We start from the raw sequence: 20896 nt of genomic DNA on the forward strand, positions 1-20896 counted from the left end.
CGGCGTCGGCGGTGTGGCGGCGACCGGGTCAGGCGGCCGGCCGGAGGTGGTGGCGCAGCGCGCCGAGCAGGCCCTCGAAGGCCGCTTCGGCGGTGGCGTCCGGGAAGCGCTCGCGGTCCCAGGCGAGGCGGACCAGCAGGTCGTCGCCGTGGGAGGCGGAGACGGCGAGCGGCACGGGCAGGGGGCGCCCGGTGAGGTGGGTCTCGCGGCCCGGGACGCCGGCGAGGGCGAGCGGCGGGCGGCGGCGGAGGTCTTCGACCGTGAGGAGGCCGTCCATGGCGCCGTTCCAGCCCGCGCCGGCCGCGCGGGCGGCACGCACGACCTCGTCGAAAGGGGTGTCGGCGTGGTCGAGGTCGTCCCACCAGCCGTCGGCGAGCGCCTCCAGGTCCGGGGTGGGGCCCGGGAGCGCGGGGTGGACGAGGGTGTTGATGAAGCAGCCGAGCGCGGCGGGCGCGCCGGGCGGGCGGCCGCCCCACGGGTAGCCGAGGGCGAGCGGGCCGCCGGTGGCGTGCAGGTGATGGGCGGCCACGGCGGCGGCGTCCAGCAGGACGGGGAAGACCGAGCCGCGGACGGCGCCGGGCACGCGTTCGGTGAGCATGCCGGTGGAGTGCGCCGGGCCGGCCTTCGTGGTGGTGAGGCCGCCGAGCCGCCGGCCCCAGTGGGCGTGCGCGGCGGGGGTGGAGGCGGCGTCCTCGGCGGCGAGCTGGCGCTCGACGGCCTCGCGGTAGTCGGCGACGGCGGCCTCGTCGGGGCCGCTGCCGGGCCGGGCGTCCGCCGCGTAGGCGGCCTCCAGCTCGGCGGTGACGGCGCCGAGCGACTGCTCGTCGCAGGCCGCGTGGTCGAGCGCGACGGCCAGCAACTCCTCGTCACCGTCCGGCTCTTCGGCCAACAGCAGGCGCAGCGCGGGCCCGTCGGCCGGCCAGTCGAGGAGGGCCTCGCGCAGCGCCTCGCGGGCGCAGCCGCCGGGGGTGACGGCCACCCGGGCGGCCACGGCCGACGGTCCGCCGACGCGCAGCACGGGCGTGGCGCGCACGTTCCCGAAGGCGCCGCACAGGGCGGGGTGCCGGGCGGCCACGGTGGTGGCGGCGCGCTGGAGCCGGGGCAGGTCGACGGTGCCGCGCGGGTAGGCGAAGAAGACCGGGACGATCTCCGGGCGGCCGCCGGGGGTGAGCCGGCGGGTGATCAGGAAGCGCCGCTGGGCGCCGGTCAGCGGGAGGAGGGTCTCCGGGGCCTCGGCGGCGACGGCCCGGTAGCGGGCGAGGTAGGCGGCGGTGATGCTGGGGGCACCGGTGGCGGTGCTGCTGGCGTGCACGGGACGGTCTCCGGTCTCCGGGTCTCGGTCGAGGTCAGGGGTCAGGGCGCTGGGCTCACGGCCGCGTCGGGCTTCAGCGCGCGCTCTTCGGCGCGCTCGTCGGCGGCCGCGCCGGGCTCGGGCTCGGCTGGCGCGTCGGGCACCTCTGGCACGTCGGCGGCTTCGCCCGGCACCGCGGCGGTCGGCAGGTCGCGCATCCGCAGCAGCGGCGAGAGCAGCAGCGGCACGGGCACGAGCAGGAAGCCCGCCGCGCACAGCCACAGCGCGGCGCGCGGCCCGGCCGCGTCGGCGACGGCGCCCCCGGCGAGCGCGCCGATCGGCAGCGTGCCCCAGACGAGGAAGCGCATGGTGGCGTTCATCCGGCCGAGCAGGTCGGGCGGGCAGACGGACTGGCGGAAGCTCACCTGGGCGACGTTGTAGGCGACCGCGCCGAACAGCACCACGGCCGAGCCGACGCCGAAGAGGACGACGCCGAGGCCGCCGTCGGCCAGCGGCCACAGCACGGCGAAGGGGCCGGTGACGACCGGGGCGAGCCAGATCAGCCGGGCCTGACCGACACCGCGGGCCAGCGGCCCGGCGCACAGCGCCCCGGCGAGGCCGCCGACGGCGGAGGCCGACAGCAGCACGCCGATGGCACCGGGCGGGAGGTCGAGCACGCGCACCCAGAACACGGTCTGGACGGCCATCAGCACGGCGGCGAACAGGTTGGAGACGGCGGTGGCGGCGGCGATGACCCGCAGCAGCGGGTGCCCGAGCACGAACCGCACGCCCTCCGCCACCTCGGCGCGCAGCGACCTCCCGGCCGCGGGCTCCGGCTGGGGCTCCTCGGCGCGGATCCGGGTGAGCACCAGCGCGGAGGCCAGGTAACCGCACGCGTCGGCCACGATCGCGAGCGGCGCGCCGAGGAGCTGGACGAGCCCGCCGCCGAGTCCGGGTCCGGCGATCTGCGCCGAGGAACGGACCGTCTCCAGCGCGCCGTTGCCGCCGACGAGGTGCTCGCGCGGCAGGACGGTCGGCAGGAAGGACTGGTGGGCGACGTCGAAGAACACCGTCGCCACGCCGGTGACCAGGGCGACGGCGTACAGCTGGGCCATCGTCAGCCCGCCGAGCGCGGCGGCCGGCGGGATGGACCCGACGGCCACGCAGCGCACGAGGTCGGCGCGGATCAGCACGGGCAGCTTGCGCATCCGGTCGAGCCAGGCCCCGGCGGGCAGGCCGACCAGCAGGAAGGCGGCGGTCTCGGCGGCGGTGAGCAGCCCGACCTGGAAGGGGTCGGCGTCCAGCACCATCACGGCGACCAGCGGGAGGGCGACCAGGGTCACCTGACTGCCCGTCTGGGCCGCGGCGGCGCCCGAGAGCAGGAGCCGGAAGTCTCGGTGACCGAGGAGGCGAGGGCGGGGAGGGGACGGCGTATCGCTCTTCTCGTTCATCAGTACGACTCTCGGCCACCTCTTCGACACGCGGCAACCGTCGGGTCCGTTTCCGGACGAAGCGTTGGCCGATCCGATCCCGCCACTGCCCCGACCGGCTCTCCCACCACGCACCTCCGACCCGTGGACCGGCCCACAACGCGCTACCCAGGGGAAACCGGCCCTCCGGTCGGCCGGTCACCCCCGGCGTGCGGCGTCCAGACCTCCGTCCGCAATACGGACACACCCATTCCGGCCATCGGACGCATGCGCGCACATTGGCCGGATCCTGCGAGGTATTGACGTTTGGTCACCTCCGCGTGGTGTCGACGTGATACGGACCTGTCCGGTTGCCGACCACGGATGACCGCCTACCCTGTGTCCGCTAGGCGACCGCGGCGCGCAGGCGCTTCTTGTCGGGCTTGCCGACGGCCGTCAGCGGGATCTCGTCCACCACGTGCAGGGCCTCGGGCGCGTACATCCGCCCCTTGCGGGCCGTCACGAACTCCCGCACGTCGTCCAGCTCCGGCCGCTGCCCCGGCGCCGGCACGACGGCGACGTGGACGTGCTCGGCCTCGTCGCGGTCGCGCACGCCGTACACCGCGCACCGGGCGATCGCCGGATGGGTGACCAACAGGTCCTCGACGTCGGACGGGTAGACGTGGCCGCCGACGACGATGATCACGTCCTTGAGCCGGTCGGCGAGGTACAGGTAGCCGTCCTCGTCGAAGTAGCCGACGTCCCCGGTGTCGAGCCAGCCGTCGCGCAGCACCGCGGCGGTGAGGTCGGGCCGCTTCCAGTAGCCGGCCATGACGGAGGCCGAGCGCACGTGGATCCCGCCCTGCTCCCCCACCGGCAGGTCGGTGCCGTCGGCCGCGCGGATGACCACCTCGACGCCCGGGAGCGGGCGGCCCACCGAGATCTGGCCGCCGCGCCCGACGCGGTCGTGCTCGTGCGGGCCGAGGACGGCGATGTTCTGCGCCTCGGACTGCCCGTAGCCGCTCGCCAGCACCGGGCCGAACACCTTGATCGCCTCCCGGATCCGCGTCGGCGAGGCCGCGCAGCCGCCGTAGAGGACCCGGGCCACGCTGGACAGGTCGGTGCGGCCGATCGCCGGGTGGTCGAGCAGCCGGTAGAGCAGCGGCGGCAGGACCCACAGGTCCGTGATGCGCTCGCGCTCGACGGCCGCCAGCACCTCGCCCGGGTCGAACGCGCGCTGCAGCACGACCGAGCCCTCGTGGTAGAGCGCGAGGTCGATGAACACCCCGGCGAGGTGGGCGATCGAGGTGGCCGCGAGGAAGCGGGGCCGCTCGCCGGCCCCGTACGGCGACGCGTCGAAGATCCGCCGGTAGGGGCCGTGCAGACTGCGGATGCCCTTGGGGATGCCGGTGGTGCCGCCGGTGTGGCGGATGCTCCAGTCGTCGTCCGGGCCGACGTCGACGGCCGGTGGCTCGGCCGGCTGCGCGGCGCAGGCGGCGACGACGTCCTCGCCGGGCCCGCCCGGCCCCAGCGAGAGGACCGTCGGGACGTCGACCAGCGGCAGCAACTCCTCGGCCACCGCGAAGCGTTCGGCGTCCACCAGCAGAAGCGCGGTGTCGACGCTCGTCACGATCTCGGCCATCGTCGGGGCGCTCATGCCCTCGTACAGGTTGACCAGGCGCGCGCCCGCGAGGCTCGCGGCGTAGCGGGCGCTCATCGCCTCGGCGGTGTTGCCGGTCAGCAGGGTGACGGTGACGCCGCGCGCCGCGCCCCGGTCGGCGAGCTCGCGCGCGAGGCGGTAGGTGGCGGCGGCGAAGTCCCCGGCCGTGACGTCCGCGCCGTCGGCGGTGGTGATCGCCCGGCGGTCGGGGTCGGCGGCGAGGGCGCTCAGGATCAGTGCGGGGGCGCTGACGAAGTCCTGCGGCATGGCTGGTTCTACCTCACGTTCTTCTGCGGGTCGTTCCTCAGGGTCTGCTCGGCTACCTTGACGCTGTGCAGTCGCACCATAACGCCATGTCCCCCATGGTTTCCGGTAGTTAACACGCCATCACCGATGGCGCCGGGAACGCGGCTCACCGGGTGAACCGCGCCGCGCCGGGGCCGGCGAGGAGTCCGGCGGGCACACGGCGGCCGTAGGCGAGGAGCAGGAGCTCCTGGGCCCGGCCCTCGACGAGGTCCGCGCCGTCGCCGTAGCACCAGTCCGCGTCGACGGCCCGCAGGCGGGCGCCGTCGAGGCGCGCGCCGAAGAAGCGCAGGCCACGACGGGTGAGGGCGTCGAGCAGGGCGGTGGCGCGCCAGAGCGGGAGGCGGGCCGGGAGGCCGAGTGCCACGGTGATGTCGAGGCCGTGTACGGCGTCGTGCGCCAGGCCCGCGACCGGGCCGCCGACCGGCGGGCGCCACGGGTGCCCGGCGTTGTCGCGCAGCGCCGCGGCGATCCGCCGCTCGCTCAGGGCGGCGGCGTCCCGGCGGGCCACCCGGTCCGCCATGCGGTGGATCGACCCGCCCGCCCGGACGACTTCCAGCAGCGTGCGGGCGGTGGAGTGACGGAAGCCAGTACTCAAGTGGGCCGCGACCTCACGGACGGTCCAACCGGCGCACAGCGACGGCGAGTTCCACTGGCCTGCGGTCAAGGAGTCGAGCACGTCGGCGAGTTCGATACGTTCGGCGGCGATCTGCTCGCGCAGCCACGCGGGGTCCGGTGCTCGTGACACGGTTTGCATGCACCCAGCCTGCGCGCGGGAGCGTCCACGCGTCCAAGACCTGGATCTTCTTCCCGGGATAATCAGCGGTTATGGAACTCCGGCAGCTCACCTATTTCGTCACCGTCGCCCGGGAAGGCAGCTTCACCCGGGCCGCCGAGCTGCTGCACGTGAGCCAACCCGGCGTCAGCGCGCAGGTCAGGCAGTTGGAGAAGGACCTCGGTCAGCGGCTCCTCGACCGCTCCGGGCGCCGCGTGGGCCTGACCCCCGCCGGCGAGGCCGTCCTCCCGCACGCCCGGGCCGCCCTCGCCGCGGCCGAGGCGGCGCGGCGGGCGGCGCAGGAGTTCGGCGGCCTCCAGCGCGGGCACGTCCGGCTCGGGACGGTCTCCGGCGCCGCGCTCCCCGGCTCCGGCGCCCTGCCCTCGCTACCCGGACTCGCCACGACGCTCGCCGCGTTCCGCAAGGAGCACCCCGGCATCGACCTCTCGCTCGCCGAGAACACCACCCACCACCTGCTCGCCGAGCTCCGCGCCGGGCGCCTCGACCTGGCCGTCGCCGGACTCCCCGCCCCCGCGAGCGGCCACCCCGGCGACGACGGCTGGGACACCCTGGCCGGCCTCGCCCTGCACCCGGTCCTGGAGATCCCGCTCGCCGCGGTCCTCCCCCACGACCACCCGCTGGCCGCCGACGGCCCGCTCCCGGTCGCCGACCTCGCCGGCCACGCCCTCGTCAGCACCCCGCAGGGCACCGGCCTGCGCACCGCCCTGGAACGCGCCTTCGCCGAGGCGGGCGCCACCCCCGCCATCGCCGTCGAGGCCGCCGCGCCGGCGCACCTCGTCGAACTGGCCGCCCACGGCATGGGCGTGGCCGTCCTCCCGACCCCGGTCCACTCCCCCGGCCTGCGCGTCCGCCCCCTGACGTCCCCGGTCCCCCTCGCCCGGATCTCCCTCGTCCACCCCACCGACCGCCCGCTACCCGCCCCGACGGCGGCCTTCCTCGCCCACCTCACGCGGACGTACCCGGGACCGGGGGCAGCCTCCTGAAGGAGTCCCCCGCCGGTCCGGCACTGGCATGACGGGAACCACGGAGACCGTGGTGCGCGGGCCGAGCGGTGCCGGAAAGAGCACCGCCGCCGCCGAGGGTTCACGCTCCGCCCCGGCGGCGCCCGGCGTCAACGCCGTCCACCCCGAGCCCGGGGGCGCAGTGGGGCACGCGGTGGTGGACGGCCGTCGGTGGGTCACGCCCCCTCCGCCCGGTACGAGTTGACGATCAGCAGTCCTCGTCGATCAGTAGTCCTCGTCGATCAGCCGCCGGGCCGCCGTCAGCGCCCCGTCCGTCCGGATCAGGCCGGCCAGGGCACGCGCCTTCTCGACGGTCCGCGGCGCGAGGGCCCGCCGCAGCTCCGTCGTGAGGGAGTCGGCCGTCAGCTCGCCGCCCGGGTGCGCGGCGCCGATGCGGAGCTGCTCGACGCGCTGGGCGAAGTAGAACTGATCGAACATCTGCGGCACGACGACCTGCGGCGCACCGGCCCCGGCGGCCGCGGTCGTCGTCCCCGCCCCGCCGTGGTGCACGACCGCGGCGACCCGCCGGAACAGCGCCTGCTGGTTCACCTCGCCGATCACCAGGCAGTCGGGCGCGGAGACGTCCTCGGCCAGGTCGGCCCAGCCCCGGGCGAGGATCACGCGGCGGCCGAGGGCGCGGGCGGCGGCGAGCATCGTGCGGGCGGCGTCCTCGGGGGCCCGGACGCTGCCGAAGCCGACGTGGACCGGTGGCTCCCCGGCGTCGAGGAACGCCGTCAGCTCGGGTGGGAGCGGGCGGTCGTCCACCAGGGTCCAGGCCCCGGTCTGCCGGACGGCCAGCCCCGACCGCCCCGGCCACGGCGCCAGCGTCGGGTCGGCGGCGAGCCACGGGGTGCCGGTGAAGAGGTGCCGGCTGACGTCGCCGACCGGGCCGAGGCCGGCGGCCTCCCGCTGGACGTTGAGCGCCGCGCCCCACATGACGTTCCAGCGGTGGGCGTCACGGTCCCACAGCGTCCGGTTGTCGACGCTCCCGTCCGCCGGCTTCTCGCCGAGCATCCCGAAGACCGGCGGCGCGTGGTGCGGCGACGGCAGCGTGATCGGCGCGAACGCGGCGTAGACGTAGGCGGCGCCCCGCTGTTCGGCGACCGAGCGCGCCGCGACGGCCAGCGCGCCGCCGCCCACGATCACGTCGCACCCGTCGGCCGCCTCACCCACGGCCTTGAACTGGTCCGCCACCGTGCTCTCGATCATCCGCCGCCGCTGTTCGAGCGTGGGCACGTACCCTGCCGGCCGCTTCGCCGTGCCGTGCAGCAGCGGGCCCACGGGAACGTAGGCGATCCCCAGCGACCGCGCCCACTCCTCGAAGTCGGGCGGCGCGCACACCACGGCCTCCTGGCCCAGCTCCAGCAGCTTCAGCGCCAGCGCGACCACCGGCTGCGCCTCGCCGCGCGAGCCGATCGTGGACAACAGCACCCGCATGTTCGTCACTCCCCGTCCGTCCGCCGCGTCCCGTCACGCGGAGATCCATCTTCGCCCGATATGGGGGCCTTGCGGCAAGATCCCCCGTGCGGTATACGGTGGAACGGGAGGAAAAACGGGCGGCCGCGCGCGAGCGCGCCACGCGTGTACGCCACACGCGCGCCGGAAGTTGCCGCGACACCGTGCGCATACGGGTGTTGGCTTCCGCGCCCTGCAGCCCCTGAACGAACAAGAGATCCGCGGATCCTTCGTCACCTGCTCCAAAGGCGAGGCCCGCGGCTCGACCGCCCCCGGGGGCTGGCCGAACTGCCGTGGGAGCAGCTGGACTTCATCGACTGGCGGGATCCGGGCGCGCCCGACCGCGCCTCCCTGATGGCCCGCCACGGCGGCGAGCTCGTCGGCGTCACCCTCCGGGTGCCGTCGGTGCGCCGCAGCCTCATCATGAGCAACGTGTGCTCCCTGCGCATCACCGCCCACGCCGGTTCCGGCGTCGCACTGCCGGCCGCCCGCCGGGCCGGTGCCGCCGGGCTCGGGGGCGACTCCGTCGGCAGCCAGATCTGCGTCGACCTGGCCTGCTCGCTGGACGTGCGCGGGCTCAAGAAGTCGACGCTGGTGACGCGGCCCGACGAGTCGCTGCCGGTGGAGGAGCAGATCGCCCGCACGGTGGGCGATCTCGACGCCTTCCTCCCGAAGGAACTCACCGACTCCGCCGCGCAGTCCCCACCACGTACGCCCCGGCGCCGAGCGCGAGGACGGCGGCGCCGACGGCCACCGACGACGGCGGCAGCGCGAACGCCAGCAGCAGGCAGCCCGCCAGGCCGACCACCGGGACGGCCCGCGGCGGGCGCCCTTCGGCGCCGGTCAGCGTCCAGGCGGAGGCGTTGGCGATCGCGTAGTAGGCGAGCACGCCGAAGGACGAGAAGCCGATCGCCCCGCGCAGGTCCGCCGTCGCCGCCGCGACCGCCACGACGGCCCCGACCGCGAGCTCCGCCCGGTGCGGCACCCGGAAGCGCGGGTGGACGGCCGCCAGCACGTGCGGCAGGTGGCGGTCGCGGGCCATCGCGAGCGTCGTCCGGGAGACCCCGAGGATCAGCGCCAGCAGCGAGCCGAGCGCCGCCAGGGCCGCGCCCGCCCGCACCACCGGGGCCAGCCACCCGGCGCCGGCCGCCCGCACCGCCTCCGAGAGCGGTGCACCGGCGGCGGCCAGCCGCTCGGGACCGAGCACCACGAGGACGGCGGCCGCGACCACCGCGTAGACGACGAGCGTGATGCCGAGGGCCAGCGGGATCGCCCGGGGGATCGTGCGGGCCGGGTCGCGGACCTCCTCCCCGAGGGTGGCGATCCGGGCGTAGCCGGCGAAGGCGAAGAACAGCAGGCCCGCGGCCTGCACCACGCCGTGGAACGAGGAGTCCGCGCCGAGGCCGAGCCGGGCCGCGTCCGCGTCACCCGACGTCAGGGCCGCCACCACGACGGCCGCGAGCACTGCGAGCACGACCGCGACGACCGCCCGGGTGAACCATGCGGACTTCTGCACGCCGCCGTAGTTCACCGCCGTGAGCGCCACGACGGCCGCCACCGCGACGGCGTGCTCCTGCCCCGGCCAGACGTACCCGCCGACCGTCAGCGCCATCGCCGCGCACGACGCGGTCTTGCCGACGACGAACCCCCACCCGGCCAGGTACCCCCAGAACTCGCCCAGCCGCTCCCGCCCGTAGACGTACGTGCCGCCGGACTGCGGGTAGCGGGCGGCGAGTCGCGCCGACGACGTCGCGTTGCAGTACGCGACCACGGCCGCGAGCCCGAGGCCGAGCAGCAGCCCGGACCCCGCCGCACCGGCGGCCGGCGCGAGGGCGGCGAAGATGCCCGCCCCGATCATCGACCCGAGGCCGATCACGACGGCGTCGAACGTTCCGAGCCGGCGTCCGAGCCCGTCCGGAGCGTCACCTGTCGGCGGCTGTCCCATGGTGCCCCCCTGTCGTCATCGATGCCGGGGCAGGGTATCCGACGAGGGGAAACGAACTACTGGGCGGGCTCGCCGTCCCGGCGGATGACGTGCGGGAGCAGCCCGTCGAGCTCTTCGGCGACCGCGTCGAGGAGGTCGGCGCCGAACACGCAGAGGGACTTCTCCGCCGGGTGGCCGAAGACGCCGAAGCGGAGGTCCTCGGCGAGGAGGACGGAGTGGTTCCCGTCCGGGTACGGGCTCAGCGGCCACCCCTGCCAGGGCTGCCCCTCGACGACGCGCGGCGCGGCCGCGCCGTCCGGCACGAGGTCCGGGCGCAGGCGGTAGGACGTGTGCGGCGGGTCGAGGAGCCAGAGCGCCTCACCGGGGCGACAACATCGTGCGAGCCCGTCCTGCACGACGCCGACGAGGCGGTCCAGCCCGCGGTATCCCGGGTCGTCGTCCAGCGCGTCGAGGCTCCACGTCACGGAGGACGCGGGCTCCACGATGCCGGGCACGGCGGACGGGTCGGGCCGGAAGTCGAACGCGGCCTGGAAACGGTTCCAGATCTCGCCGTGCTCGGGGTCGTTGAGTCGCCGCAGGGCCTCGGTGGTCATGGGGGTGAACTTACAAGGTCTGACCCCGCTGGTACCACCCCTGCATGTGTTTGCCATCCGTAGCGGGTTTCTCTCATAAAACCTGGTCAGCGAACATGTGTGCGGCGGGCGCGGCCGCGGTCCGCCGGGCGGCGAATCCGGTCGCGCCGGCCCCGTTCCGACTGGCATGGTGACGGCCGTGGATGCTTCGGCTCGTTCACGGCCGGGTTGCCGTCCTCGTACCCGGACCCCTGCTGATCCGCCGGGCCCGTGCCGCCGCCCAACAGCCGGTCCGCCTCCTCCGCCGGCATGCCGGGCCTGAAGGGGCCGACCGCACCCGTCGCCGCGAACGAGAGCTCACATCGAGCAGGGTGGTCATGGCCCGGCCCGCCCCCCGTCCGCCCCATCCGCTCCCTCAGGCACGGTCCGGCCCGACGGTCACCCGACCGAACCGCCCTGTACGGGGCCACCGGCGACCTCCGACAGCAGCTTCGCCGCCACCGTCGCCCCGTCCGTCCGGATCGTCGCGGCCACGGCCTTCGCCCGCTCGTGCACCTCGGGGCTCAGCACCGCCCCCAACGCCTCCGTCAGCGACTCCACCGTCGGCGCCGGCCCCTGGTGCGCCACGCCGATCCCCAACTCCTGCACCCGCGCCGCCCAGTACGGCTGGTCGGCGATCAGCGGCACGATCACCTGTGGCGCCCCCGCCCGCGAGGCCGTCGTCGTCGTGCCCGCACCTCCGTGGTGGACGACGGCCGCCACCCGCCGGAACAGCGCCTGCTGGTTGACCTCCCCCACCACGAAGCAGTCGTCCCCGTCATCGACCACCCCGAGCCCGGCCCACCCGCTCCCGACGACGACCCGACGCCCATGCGCCCGGCCCGCCTCGATCGCCACCCGCGCGACGTCCTTCGGCGCGTACGACGCCATGCTCCCGAAGCCCACGTACACCGGCGGCTCCCCCGCCGCCAAGAACGCCTCCAGCTCCTCCGGCAGCGGACGGGCGTCCGGCAGGATCCACGCGCCGGTCTGGAGCAGTTCCAGGTCCGTCTTCCCCTCCGACGGCCACAGCACCGGATCCGCCGCCAGCCACGGCCGCTCCCCGAAGACGTGGTCACGGACGCTCTCCACCGGCGGCAGCCCGATCTCCGCCCGCCCCCGGTTGAGCGCCTCGCGGTAGAGGCCGTTCACGCGCTCGCCATCCTCCCGCCACAGCACCCGGACGTCCGTCTCCCCCTCCGACAGCGGCGGGCCCGGGCGTCGGCCGGGCCGGAAGTGCGGCGAGGGGATGCCCATGGTGTGGAAGCACGCGAACACGTACGGCACGCCGAGCCTCTCCGCGACGTCCCGCGCCCCCGCCGGCATCAGCCCGGTCGCGAGGATCGCATCGCAACCGTCCTTCGCCGCCGCGGCGAGCGTCTCGAACCGCGCCTCCACCAGCGCCGGCGCCAGCCGGAAGGCGTCCTCGCCGGTCGGCGGCGTCGGGTTGGCGACGATCGACTTCACCGTGGGCCCGAGCGGCACGAGCGGCACGCCGATCCGCGCCAGCAGCGCCACGAAGTCGTCGTCCGCGGGCGCGCAGACGGCCGCCTCCGCCCCGAGCCGCTGCAATTCCACCGCCAGCGCCGCCAGCGGTTCGACATCTCCGCGCGATCCCCAGCTCGTCAGCAAAAAGCGCATTTTCCGGCTCCCGTTTCCGCAGGTCATGGCCTTGAGACCGTCGATTGTGCGGCATAACGGGGGCCTTGCGGCAAGCCCCCCGATGCGTTATATCTTGATAGTGGCGGGAAGAATATTTCTTCTCGCCTTTTCCGTCCCTTGGGGACGGACGCAACGGGGGACCACGGTGGCGACCGGGATCGGTGTGGGATCGGTGCGGGACCGGCGGTCCTGCCCGCCTGGTGGGCCGTACCGCGGGCGGGACCGCGGATCGCCCCCGACGAGCGCAGGTGCTCGTGCAACACCGACAACTTGCAGCGCAGGTACTCGCGGGTGTCCCCGGTGCGACCCCAGTCCCGGTGCTCCTGGCGCGCCTCCAGGCGTGCGAGCATCGTGGGTTCGTCGATCTCCAGCATGACCACCTGGGTGAAGCGGTCGGCGACATCCTCCTGGTTGTCCGCCATGGGCGCCAGCGTAGGCGCGGTCCCATGGGGCCGCGCCTACGCTGCAGCGAGACCTGCTGCCGGTCAGACCTTCCTGATGGTGTACGCGACACCGCTGCCCACGCAGCTGGAGCTGCTCTGCGAGCTCGTCACGACCCACCCCGACGGGATCGGGGAGAAGGAGCAGACGGTGGCGTAGCTCTGGTTGGCCGTGTTGGCGATGGTGTACGCCACACCGGTACCGGCACACCCCGCGCTGCTGTACGAGCTGGTCACCACCCATCCGGCGGGGATCGGCGACATCGAACACACAGTGGCCCGGGTCTGGTTGGCCGTGTTGGCGATGGTGTACGCCACACCGGTACCGGCACACCCCGCGCTGCTGTACGAGCTCGTGATCACCCAGCCCGCGGGGATCGGCGACATCGAACAGACCGTCGCCCCAGTCCTGTTGGCCGTGTTGGCGATCGCGTACGCCACACCGGTACCGGCACACCCCGCGCTGCTGTACGAGCTCGTGATCACCCAGCCCGCGGGGATCGGCGACATCGAACAGACCGTCGCCCCAGTCCTGTTGGCCGTGTTCGCGATCGCGTACGCCACACCGGTACCGGCACACCCCGCACTGCTGTACGAGCTCGTGATCACCCACCCCGCCGGAATCGGCGACATCGAACAGACCGTGGCGCCGGTCTGCCCGCTCACGTCGGCGATGGTGTACGCGACGCCGGTGCCGGCGCAGGCACTGCTCTGGTACGAACTCGTGATGACCCACCCGGGCGGAATGGGCGAGTTGGAGCAGACGGTCGCACTGGCGGCGAGCCGCTGCGGGGCCGCCTGGGCTTGAGCGCTCGCGACGGTCATCACGCCCAGGAGCATGAGCACGACCATCACCAGATGAGGTATGCGGTTACGTACGGACGTCAAGGCAGGCCTCGAATCTCTCGACGCTCCACGGCCACGCGGATGTGACCGAAGTGAACGATTGGCACACGTTTCCTTCACTGCGGCTGAGATAGTGTCAGAGTTGTTCCAGCGCCGCCAGAGTGCCCCCGCGCCGAGGGGGTTCCCCCGAGCCGATTGGTAAAGCGCTTGCCGTGAGCCGGAGGCCCCTGCTCGAATCGCCGTCGTGAACGCCTTCCTGCGCACCGAACGCCTGACCCTCCGCCACTTCACCCCCGCCGACCTGAGCGACCTCGCCACCCTGCACGGCCACCCCGCCGTCATGCGGTACATCGACGACGGCCGTCCCGTCCCACGGGCCACCGTCGACCGTGAGCACCTGCCCGCCATCCTCCGCGAGTACGACGAACTCCCCACCGGCATGGGCTGCTTCGCCGCCACCGAGACGTCGTCCGGCCGCTTCCTGGGCTGGATCTCGCTGCGCCCCGCGAGCAGCGTCGGCCTGGCCGGCGGCGACACCGAACTCGGCTACCGCCTGCTGCCGTCCACCTGGGGCAAGGGCTACGCCACCGAGGGCGCGCGGGCGGTCCTCCGGCACGCGTTCACGGAACTCGGCGTCGAGCGGATCGTCGCCACGACGATGACGGTCAACACGGCGTCCCGGCGGGTCATGGAGAAGGCCGGCCTCACCCTGGTCCGCACGTTCTTCGAGCAGTGGCCCGCATACGTCGAGGGTGCCGAACACGGCGACGTCGAATACGCGGTCACGCGCGCGACCTGGGCGCGCAGCGCCCTGCACTCCGGCGCCAACACGCCTTCTCCTGCCGAGGGATGAGCAGCCGAGCCCCCTGCTAGGGTGCGCGCATGTCATCGATCAAACAGTTCCAGGTCACGTTCGACTGCGCGGAACCCGAGCGCGTCGGCCGCTTCTGGTGCGAGGTGCTGGGGTACGTTCCGCCGACTCCCCCACAGGGGTTCGCCACGTGGGACGACTACGAGGATTCCCGGTCCCCCGAGGAGCGGGGCTCGTGGTTCGCGTGCACCGATCCGACGGGCGTGGGCCCGCGGCTCTACTTCCAGCGCGTGCCCGAAGGGAAGGTCGTCAAGAACCGCGTGCACCTGGACGTGCGGGTCGGCACCGGGCTCGTCGGCGAGGAGCGCCTCGCCGCGCTCGAAGCCGAGTGCGCACGACTGCTCCCGCTCGGCGCGGTGCGCGTGCAACTGCTGTACGACGGCCACGACTCCTGCATCGCGATGCAGGACATCGAGGGCAACGAGTTCTGCATCGACTGAGCGCCGCAGGTCCCCGAGCCCACGGCCTCGGGGACCTTCTTCGTTCCGGAGCGGATCAGCGAGCGCGCCACCGGCCTCGGCCTCACCGAGGCCCAGGCGACCGCGCTGCGCGCGATGACCGGTCCGATGACCGTGCGCGAGCTCGCCGAACGCATGAACTGCGAGCCGTCCAACGCCACCTTCGTCGTCGACAAGCTCGAGAAGCAGGGCCTGATCGAGCGCCGCCCCCACCCCACGGACACCTGCCGACGATCTCCGCCCCGGATCACACGCCCGCGGGCGCTGTCCGCCTGGTCAGCCGCCCGGTGCGCCCGTCGATCACGTGAATGACCGTCACCACGGTGGGCATTGTTGTTGTGCCGAGCCTGCCAAAGGAGCCGCCCGTGTCCGCGCCGTCCTACCTGCCAGCGATGACCCTCGACCAGTACCTCGGGCACCTCGCCGCCCGGCACCCGCAGTGGCTCAGCGCGCTCGACCCGGGGCGGCTCGGGCCCGGGGCCGCGATGCGGCGGCTGTCCTCGCTGCCTGAGGAGTTCACCCGGGTCGACCCCGCGCCCGCGCCCGGGAACCCGCTCGTGCACTGGACCGGCGGCCGCGAGCTGCTGCGCCTCGCGACCGGCGGGCAGAGCAACGCGCTCGTCCTGGACGTCCTCGGCGGCGAGGGCCTGCTCGCGCGCGCCGCCGCCGTCCGCCCCGGACAGGTGCCGGACGGGCTGGCCCTGCTGACCGGGGACCTCTCCGGCCCCATGGTGGCCGCCGCCCTCGCCCACGGGCTGCCCGCCGTCCGCCAGTCCGCCGACCGGCTGCTCCTCGCCGACGGCACGGTGGACGCGGTGCTGCTGGCCCACGGCACGCATCGCATCCCCGTCGACGACCGACCCGCCGTCGTGGCCGAGGCCGTACGGGTGCTGCGGCCCGGCGGCCGCGTCGTGCTGCACGACTTCGAGCCGCACAGCCCGATGGCCGCCTTCTTCCGGACGGTCGTCGACCCTCACTCCGCCGTCCGCCACGACTACCCGCACTTCACCCGCACCGAACTGCTCGACCTGTTCGCACCGCACCCGGTCGCCGTGCGCCTGCTCGACGTCTACGACCCGTTCACCGTCCGCGCGGGCTCCCCGGAGGCGGCGAAGGCCGCCATGGTCGCCCACCTCGCCGAGACCTTCGCCCTCACGGAGCACTTCGCCGAGCTCGGCCCCGAGCAGGCCTGGGAGCTCCTGGTCACCGCCTTCGACCACACCGACCACCTCGCCGGCCTCTGCACACCCCTCAACGCCCCCGCCCGCCCCCTGGTCGGCCCGGTCCTGGACGGCTACGTGGCGGAGGTCCCGAGGGTGGCCGTCGTCGCGGTCGCCGAACTCCGCACGCGGTGAACCCCGCCGGTGGGCGCGGGCCTTGCGGGTGGCAGGATTACCCGCATGGCCCTTCCCGAAGCCACTGACCTGACCTCACTCGTCCTGCGCACCGCCTTCGGCGACGACGCCGCGTGGGAGGCACTGCGCGCCGCGATCGACGCGTGCGCGGAGGGCCACGCCACGTACGTCAGCGATCCCGCGTTCGACGGCGCCGACGTCCAGGCGCTGGTCGACGCGGACGCGGCCGCCGGCGAGGACGACAAGTCCTGCTACCTGTTCCTCGCTGACGCGGTCGCCACGACCGGCGGGGAACACCTCCTGCTGGCCGTCGACCTCTACGACGAACCCGGCCGGACGTTCCGCGTGGCGCCACGCTCGTTCGCCGACGTCTCCGCCAACCTGTCGATCGCCAACATGGACTTCGCCGACTACGCCGACGCCGTGGACGCCTCGGGCGTGTTCCGGGGCTTCGACGGCGGCTGATCCACCGCTCTGCCGGGCCCTCACGGGAAGGCGTGGAACCAGCGGGACCGCTCCGGCGGGCTGCTGTCGTGAACCCAGAAGCCCCCGCCCGCTCCAACCCGACGTCCTCCACCTTCCGCAACACCCCGCGCAGTTCCACGTCAACGGAAACGGCGTACCTCCGGGGCGCCCCGTCGACGTCCCCGCGCGCACTCGACCTGCTCGACCGCACCGGCCGCCGACAGGAGCCGATGCAACCCCGGCTTCCCACCGAAATGCTCCGGGTCCGCGACCGCGTCCGGGACTTCGCCCCCGTGAGCAGCACCTATCCGCGCGCACGTGCGACGTGGATCTGGTGCCGCGACGAAGAGGGGCACCGCCGACTCGGCGCGGCAGCCGCCCTCGCGACGGTGCGCAACGCCCCGGCCGAGCCCTGAGCCGGTGGGAAGCCCCCTCTCCATGGCTCCCGGTGCGGACCGCCTATGCTGCTCGTCGTGACCAACTCCCTGACGAGCATGGATGATTCCGAGGTCGCCATCGCCGCCGCGCGCGCCGGTGCCGACGTGGTGCGCGCGATGTACGGGCAGGACCTCGCCCGCTTCGACAAGGGAGCCGGGGACTTCGCCACCGCGGCCGACCTGGCGGCGGAGCGGGCGATCCTCGACGTCATCCGCGCGGCCCGGCCGGCCGACGCGCTCGTCGGCGAGGAGGGCGGGCGGCAGGGAGCCGTCGGCGCGCGGCGCGAGTGGCTGGTGGATCCCCTGTGCGGGACGCTCAACTACGCCGCGGGCACGCTCGTGGTGGCCGTCAACGTCGCGCTGCGCGACGGCGGCGCGACGGCGGTGGCAGCGGTGGCGGATCCGTTCGGGGACGAGGTCTTCTTCACCGACGGCAGCACGGCCCGGGTACGCCGCGACGGCGCCGACACGAAGCTGACACCCACCGCCGCCACCCAGTTGGTGGACGTCAACCTCGACCCGCCGTTCCCGAGCGCCCCCGGATTCCGGGCCGTGGAGCTGCTCGCCGACGCGCGGTTCGTCGAGCGCTTCCGCCCGCGGGTCGTGTCGACGTCGCTGGCGCTGGCCTGGGTCGCCGCCGGCAAGCGTGCCGCGTACGTCACCGACGGCGGCGACCTGTCCGGGAGCGTCCACTTCGCCGCGGGCATCGCGCTGTGCCGGGCCGCCGGCTGCGTGGTCACCGGCATCGACGGCTCCCCCATCGGCCCCGGGACGAGCGGACACGGGCTCCTCGTGGCGGCGGACGCCGAAACGCACGCGCTCCTGCTGTCCATGATCTAGGAGGGGGCCGGGCGCCGACCATCGCGGCATTCCCGGCACTCCGCTACCGCTTCGGCGCCACCGTGTTCATCCGCGATGTCGACCGACAGCCCGCCCCTGTCCGCGGGTGCTCGGCCCAGCCATCGGCCTTCAACGGGTCGAACGTCTCGTCGCCCCCGTGGCCGAACGCGTCGTACCGGCTCGGCGCGCGCTCGCCCGGTGTTCCGTCGGAGCCGATGACCAACACGGCTACCGGCATCCCCGGATCACCGGCCCCCACCGACAAATCACGCGACGGGATCCAGCCTCAACCGCCGGACCGCCCAGGGCGACGGCTCGGCGTGGCCGAACCAGACCCGGACGTCGAGCCCGGTGCGGACGGGCAGGGCCGGGTAGTCGTTCTCCGCGTGCTCGGTGCGGTGCAGCGCGTGGCGCGGGCCCAAGTGCCGGGCGGCGTAGGCGTCGAAGGCGGCCGCGTCCGACGGTTCGCAGATCGTCGCCGCCACCTCGCGGGCCCCCGCCTCCGGAGCGAAGCCCGGGCCGCGCAACAGCAGGACGTCGTCGCTGTCGACCATGGTCGCGTTGGCCTCGTCCCGGTGCGCCCGCCACACAGGACCGGTGTAGAACGCCTCCAGCGCGCGCCGGCGGTGCGCCATGTCGGGGAACGCCCGTATCCAGACGAACCGCTCCGGGTCGTCGAGGTCGCGGAACCGGCCGCCGAGGGTGATGCCGACGGCCTCCTGCCCGGTGACGAACTCGCGCTCGAACAGCTCGATCAGCGTCTCGCGCGTGCCGGGGTGCAGGGTGTACTGGCGGAGTTCGACGATGCTCATGGCGGCAGGCTACGGGTGCTCCACTGACGCCTCCTGTCAGTGGAGCACCCGTAGGCGTCAGTCCGCCGAACTGCTCCCCGCCGCCGAACTGGTGGCCGTGGGCGTCATGACCGCCGCGACCGGCTGATCGACCAGGGCAGCGGCCGGCGTCCGCTGCGTGTGCAACACCGCCCACACGCCCATCGCGAACACCAGCAGTGCGGTCATCAGCATGAAGCGCCGAGCCATCGTGCCCCCGTTCACAGTCAGCCGACGGCTCTGATGAGGCACGATCCACTGGTCGGGACCTCCACCCCGGCGGCGGCCCCGACCCCGACGACTCCCCCGAGGAGGTCCTCGCCGGTTACCTCTACCGCTGTCAGGCCCCCGCCTACGCCTGCGCCTTCGCCGGTCTCCGACCCACCAGCGCCCGCGCCGTCACCGGCCCCGCCGACGTGTGGGTCCGGCTGCCCGACATCGACTACTGGAAGCGATGACCCGAGCGCCGCCCGGCTGACCTCAGGCGCAGGAAGTCGGACGGGCCGACTACCGCGCTACACACACTCACCTCACCGCGAACGTGCGCCCCAAGTGCCCCACCACACGCGCCGGATCGCCGGCCGGAAGGCGCGCACCCAGGTAACCGTCCGGCCGGATCACGAAGGCCTCGCCGTCCGTCGCCGCGTACGCCGCCCGGAAAGCGCCACCCGCGTCCCGGAGGCCCGGGAGCAGCAGCCCGGCCGACGGCTCGGCCTCGCGCGCGAACACCACGTACGCGTTCAGCAGCCCGTGAGCCGCCGCCCCCGCCGCCTCGGCGCAGGCATGCAGGCTGTGCAGCTCCGTCGCCGGCCCCGCGTACAGCAGCAGCGTGTGGTGCGGGCTGCGCAGCAGGTCGAAGAGCCGCACGGGGTGCGACACCAGCGGACGTTCCAGGCCCCCGCAGTCCGGCGCCCGGTCTCCCGGCGCGAGCGCTTCTGTGCCCTCGGGCTCGCTCAGCGGCCCGCCCCGGTAGCCCACCAGCAGCTGCGCCTCCCGCCGCAGCTCCAGCCCCTCCCCGGCGAAGCCGGACCGGGCGTGCCGGACGGTGCGCCCCACCACCTCCGCGCCCACCGGGTGACGCTCGGCGTGGTAGGTGCCGAGGAGCCCGTCGGAGGCGGCGCCGCGCACGGCGAGGGCCAGTTTCCAGGCGAGGTTGTACGCGTCCTGGATGCCGGTGTTCATGCCCTGGGCTCCGGTCGGCGGGTGGATGTGGGCGGCGTCGCCGGCGAGGAAGACCCGCCCGTCGGCGTAGCGGTCCGCGAGGCGGTGGCTGATCCGGAAGGAGGAGGACCAGCGCAGGTCACGGACCGTCACCGGGCTCGGCGCGAGCCGGTCGACGACCGCCTGGAGGTCCGCGAGCGAGGGCTTCCAGCCGTCCTCCAGGCCGTGCGCGACGCCACCGTCCGCCCCCGCCGGCCGCGAGGCGGGCGCGAGCATCGACAGGCGGTAGCGGCCTCCGGGCAGCGGCACGCAGACCAGCACGTCGCCGCCGGTCGCCATCGACCGCACGGCCCACCCCTCCGGGACGTCCCAGTCGGCGGCGACGTCGCCCAGCATGTAACGCGACGGGAAGGCGTCCCCCTCGAAGCCGATCCCGAGCAGCCGCCGCACCCGGCTGTGCGCGCCGTCGCAGCCCACGACGTACTGCGCCGACACCTCCTCCTCACCCTCCGGAGTCGTGAGCGAGACCCGGACCCGCCCGTTCTCCTGTGCCAGACCCGTCAGCTCACAGCGCCGCTCGACGGCGGCCCCGAAGGCCGCGAGGTGCTCCGTGAGCAGGCGTTCCGTCGTGTACTGCGGCAGCGCGGCGAAGCCGTACGGGACGTCCGGCGGCAGGCGCAGCTCGATGCGCGGGCCGGGCTCGCCGTTCAGGTACGTCAGCTGGCCCTTCAGCGGCACGGCCTCGTCCAGCACGCGCGGGAGCAGCCCCATCGCGTCCCACAGCTCCAGCGTGCGGGGCTGGATCCCCACGGCCTTGGCGTACGGCTGCGGCTCGGCCAGCCGGTCGACGATCCGGCACCCGACGCCCCTGCGGCACAGCTCCGCGGCCGCCGTCAGCCCGACCGGGCCGGCTCCCACGACCAGTACGTCCGTCTCGCTCATGCGCGCTCACTCCTCGCAGCCACCTCCGCTCCCTCCAGCCTCCGCCCGCACCCCGCCGCCCGCCAGCTCGCGGAGAACCCTCGGAGCGCTCGTAGACACTGAGCCAAGATGCCAAACA

At 74.3% G+C, this 20896-nt stretch carries 19 protein-coding genes and 2 pseudogenes; 10 read left to right on the forward strand and 11 right to left on the reverse strand.

The genetic code is table 11. The features are described 5' to 3' along the window. Positions 1-28: 28 nt before the first annotated feature. The 4 genes from PUR71_RS11135 to PUR71_RS11150 all read right to left on the reverse strand — a co-directional run bounded on the left by PUR71_RS11135 (position 29) and on the right by PUR71_RS11150 (position 5411). Positions 29-1312 (reverse strand): non-ribosomal peptide synthetase, encoded by a 1284-nt coding sequence (locus tag PUR71_RS11135; protein ID WP_329926594.1) that lies wholly within the window; start codon positions 1310-1312, stop codon positions 29-31. A 41-nt stretch (positions 1313-1353) separates the two neighbouring features. Next, positions 1354-2742 carry an MFS transporter gene (locus tag PUR71_RS11140; RefSeq protein WP_329926596.1) on the reverse strand — a complete coding sequence of 463 codons (1389 nt, stop codon included), beginning with the start codon at positions 2740-2742 and terminating at the stop codon, positions 1354-1356. A gap of 364 nt (positions 2743-3106) precedes the next feature. Next, positions 3107-4627 carry an AMP-binding protein gene (locus PUR71_RS11145; protein ID WP_329926597.1) on the reverse strand — a complete coding sequence of 507 codons (1521 nt, stop codon included), beginning with the start codon at positions 4625-4627 and terminating at the stop codon, positions 3107-3109. Positions 4628-4772: 145 nt separating this feature from the next. Beyond that, on the reverse strand, positions 4773-5411 hold the full coding sequence (locus PUR71_RS11150) for a maleylpyruvate isomerase family mycothiol-dependent enzyme (RefSeq protein ID WP_329926599.1): 639 nt from the start codon (positions 5409-5411) through the stop codon (positions 4773-4775). An 80-nt stretch (positions 5412-5491) separates the two neighbouring features. On the opposite strand from PUR71_RS11150, the gene PUR71_RS11155 reads away from it, so the two are divergent. After that, entirely contained in the window at positions 5492-6442 is a 951-nt protein-coding gene (locus PUR71_RS11155; protein WP_329926601.1) for a LysR family transcriptional regulator, read from the forward strand. 243 nt (positions 6443-6685) lie between these two features. Here the strand turns inward: PUR71_RS11155 and PUR71_RS11160 are convergent, their stop codons facing one another. Then, complete coding sequence (locus tag PUR71_RS11160; protein WP_329926603.1) at positions 6686-7897, reverse strand: glycosyltransferase; 1212 nt, start codon at positions 7895-7897, stop codon at positions 6686-6688. Positions 7898-7957: 60 nt separating this feature from the next. Between PUR71_RS11160 and PUR71_RS11165 the strand changes: the two are divergent. Next, positions 7958-8524: pseudogene (locus tag PUR71_RS11165) on the forward strand (FBP domain-containing protein); the annotation flags it as partial. A 70-nt stretch (positions 8525-8594) separates the two neighbouring features. On the opposite strand, the gene PUR71_RS11170 reads toward PUR71_RS11165, so the two are convergent. The 3 genes from PUR71_RS11170 to PUR71_RS11180 all read right to left on the reverse strand — a co-directional run bounded on the left by PUR71_RS11170 (position 8595) and on the right by PUR71_RS11180 (position 12112). Further along, a complete protein-coding gene (locus tag PUR71_RS11170) occupies positions 8595-9860 on the reverse strand; it encodes an APC family permease (protein ID WP_329926604.1) in 1266 nt (421 codons plus the stop codon). 56 nt (positions 9861-9916) lie between these two features. Then, the gene (locus PUR71_RS11175) at positions 9917-10453 is read right to left on the reverse strand and encodes a DUF2716 domain-containing protein (protein WP_329926606.1); all 537 of its coding nucleotides are present in this window, start codon (positions 10451-10453) and stop codon (positions 9917-9919) included. Between the two features lie 417 nt (positions 10454-10870). After that, entirely contained in the window at positions 10871-12112 is a 1242-nt protein-coding gene (locus PUR71_RS11180) for a glycosyltransferase (protein ID WP_329926608.1), read from the reverse strand. A gap of 642 nt (positions 12113-12754) precedes the next feature. Between PUR71_RS11180 and PUR71_RS11185 the strand changes: the two genes are divergently transcribed. The 8 genes and pseudogenes from PUR71_RS11185 (at position 12755) to PUR71_RS11220 (ending at position 17845) form a co-directional block, all read left to right on the forward strand. Continuing rightward, positions 12755-13381, forward strand: a complete 627-nt coding sequence (locus tag PUR71_RS11185) for a hypothetical protein (RefSeq protein ID WP_329926610.1) — start codon at positions 12755-12757, stop codon at positions 13379-13381. Positions 13382-13663: 282 nt separating this feature from the next. Then, the gene (locus tag PUR71_RS11190; RefSeq protein ID WP_329926612.1) at positions 13664-14272 is read left to right on the forward strand and encodes a GNAT family N-acetyltransferase; all 609 of its coding nucleotides are present in this window, start codon (positions 13664-13666) and stop codon (positions 14270-14272) included. Positions 14273-14301: 29 nt separating this feature from the next. After that, complete coding sequence (locus PUR71_RS11195) at positions 14302-14730, forward strand: VOC family protein (protein WP_329926614.1); 429 nt, start codon at positions 14302-14304, stop codon at positions 14728-14730. Positions 14731-14796: 66 nt separating this feature from the next. Continuing rightward, positions 14797-14970: pseudogene (locus PUR71_RS11200) on the forward strand (MarR family transcriptional regulator); the annotation flags it as partial. 143 nt (positions 14971-15113) lie between these two features. Next, entirely contained in the window at positions 15114-16103 is a 990-nt protein-coding gene (locus tag PUR71_RS11205) for a class I SAM-dependent methyltransferase (RefSeq protein WP_329926615.1), read from the forward strand. Between the two features lie 45 nt (positions 16104-16148). Then, positions 16149-16568 carry a DUF6924 domain-containing protein gene (locus PUR71_RS11210; RefSeq protein WP_329926617.1) on the forward strand — a complete coding sequence of 140 codons (420 nt, stop codon included), beginning with the start codon at positions 16149-16151 and terminating at the stop codon, positions 16566-16568. A gap of 68 nt (positions 16569-16636) precedes the next feature. Beyond that, the gene (locus PUR71_RS11215; protein ID WP_329926619.1) at positions 16637-16984 is read left to right on the forward strand and encodes a hypothetical protein; all 348 of its coding nucleotides are present in this window, start codon (positions 16637-16639) and stop codon (positions 16982-16984) included. Positions 16985-17041: 57 nt separating this feature from the next. Further along, on the forward strand, positions 17042-17845 hold the full coding sequence (locus PUR71_RS11220; protein ID WP_329926621.1) for an inositol monophosphatase family protein: 804 nt from the start codon (positions 17042-17044) through the stop codon (positions 17843-17845). Between the two features lie 266 nt (positions 17846-18111). Here PUR71_RS11220 and PUR71_RS11225 read toward each other — a convergent pair whose 3' ends face one another. From PUR71_RS11225 to PUR71_RS11235, 3 genes are all read right to left on the reverse strand, one after another. Further along, positions 18112-18657, reverse strand: a complete 546-nt coding sequence (locus PUR71_RS11225; protein WP_329926622.1) for an NIPSNAP family protein — start codon at positions 18655-18657, stop codon at positions 18112-18114. Between the two features lie 57 nt (positions 18658-18714). Beyond that, positions 18715-18870 carry a hypothetical protein gene (locus PUR71_RS11230; RefSeq protein WP_329926623.1) on the reverse strand — a complete coding sequence of 52 codons (156 nt, stop codon included), beginning with the start codon at positions 18868-18870 and terminating at the stop codon, positions 18715-18717. A gap of 330 nt (positions 18871-19200) precedes the next feature. Then, entirely contained in the window at positions 19201-20778 is a 1578-nt protein-coding gene (locus tag PUR71_RS11235) for an FAD-dependent monooxygenase (protein WP_329926624.1), read from the reverse strand. Positions 20779-20896: the final 118 nt, after the last annotated feature.

The sequence above is a fragment of the Streptomyces sp. SP17BM10 genome, from assembly GCF_036322405.1.
GTDB lineage: Bacteria > Actinomycetota > Actinomycetes > Streptomycetales > Streptomycetaceae > Kitasatospora.

What these genes read in the sequence shown, in the direction of transcription:
- PUR71_RS11195 (WP_329926614.1), top strand. Translation starts at nt 14,302, where the DNA reads ATGTCATCGATCAAACAGTTCCAGGTCACGTTCGACTGCGCGGAACCC.
- PUR71_RS11230 (WP_329926623.1), bottom strand. Translation starts at nt 18,870, where the DNA reads ATGCTGATGACCGCACTGCTGGTGTTCGCGATGGGCGTGTGGGCGGTG.
- PUR71_RS11140 (WP_329926596.1), bottom strand. Translation starts at nt 2,742, where the DNA reads ATGAACGAGAAGAGCGATACGCCGTCCCCTCCCCGCCCTCGCCTCCTC.
- PUR71_RS11175 (WP_329926606.1), bottom strand. Translation starts at nt 10,453, where the DNA reads ATGACCACCGAGGCCCTGCGGCGACTCAACGACCCCGAGCACGGCGAG.
- PUR71_RS11225 (WP_329926622.1), bottom strand. Translation starts at nt 18,657, where the DNA reads ATGAGCATCGTCGAACTCCGCCAGTACACCCTGCACCCCGGCACGCGC.
- PUR71_RS11210 (WP_329926617.1), top strand. Translation starts at nt 16,149, where the DNA reads ATGGCCCTTCCCGAAGCCACTGACCTGACCTCACTCGTCCTGCGCACC.
- PUR71_RS11170 (WP_329926604.1), bottom strand. Translation starts at nt 9,860, where the DNA reads ATGGGACAGCCGCCGACAGGTGACGCTCCGGACGGGCTCGGACGCCGG.
- PUR71_RS11160 (WP_329926603.1), bottom strand. Translation starts at nt 7,897, where the DNA reads ATGCGGGTGCTGTTGTCCACGATCGGCTCGCGCGGCGAGGCGCAGCCG.
- PUR71_RS11235 (WP_329926624.1), bottom strand. Translation starts at nt 20,778, where the DNA reads ATGAGCGAGACGGACGTACTGGTCGTGGGAGCCGGCCCGGTCGGGCTG.
- PUR71_RS11155 (WP_329926601.1), top strand. Translation starts at nt 5,492, where the DNA reads ATGGAACTCCGGCAGCTCACCTATTTCGTCACCGTCGCCCGGGAAGGC.
- PUR71_RS11180 (WP_329926608.1), bottom strand. Translation starts at nt 12,112, where the DNA reads ATGCGCTTTTTGCTGACGAGCTGGGGATCGCGCGGAGATGTCGAACCG.
- PUR71_RS11145 (WP_329926597.1), bottom strand. Translation starts at nt 4,627, where the DNA reads ATGCCGCAGGACTTCGTCAGCGCCCCCGCACTGATCCTGAGCGCCCTC.
- PUR71_RS11185 (WP_329926610.1), top strand. Translation starts at nt 12,755, where the DNA reads ATGGTGTACGCCACACCGGTACCGGCACACCCCGCGCTGCTGTACGAG.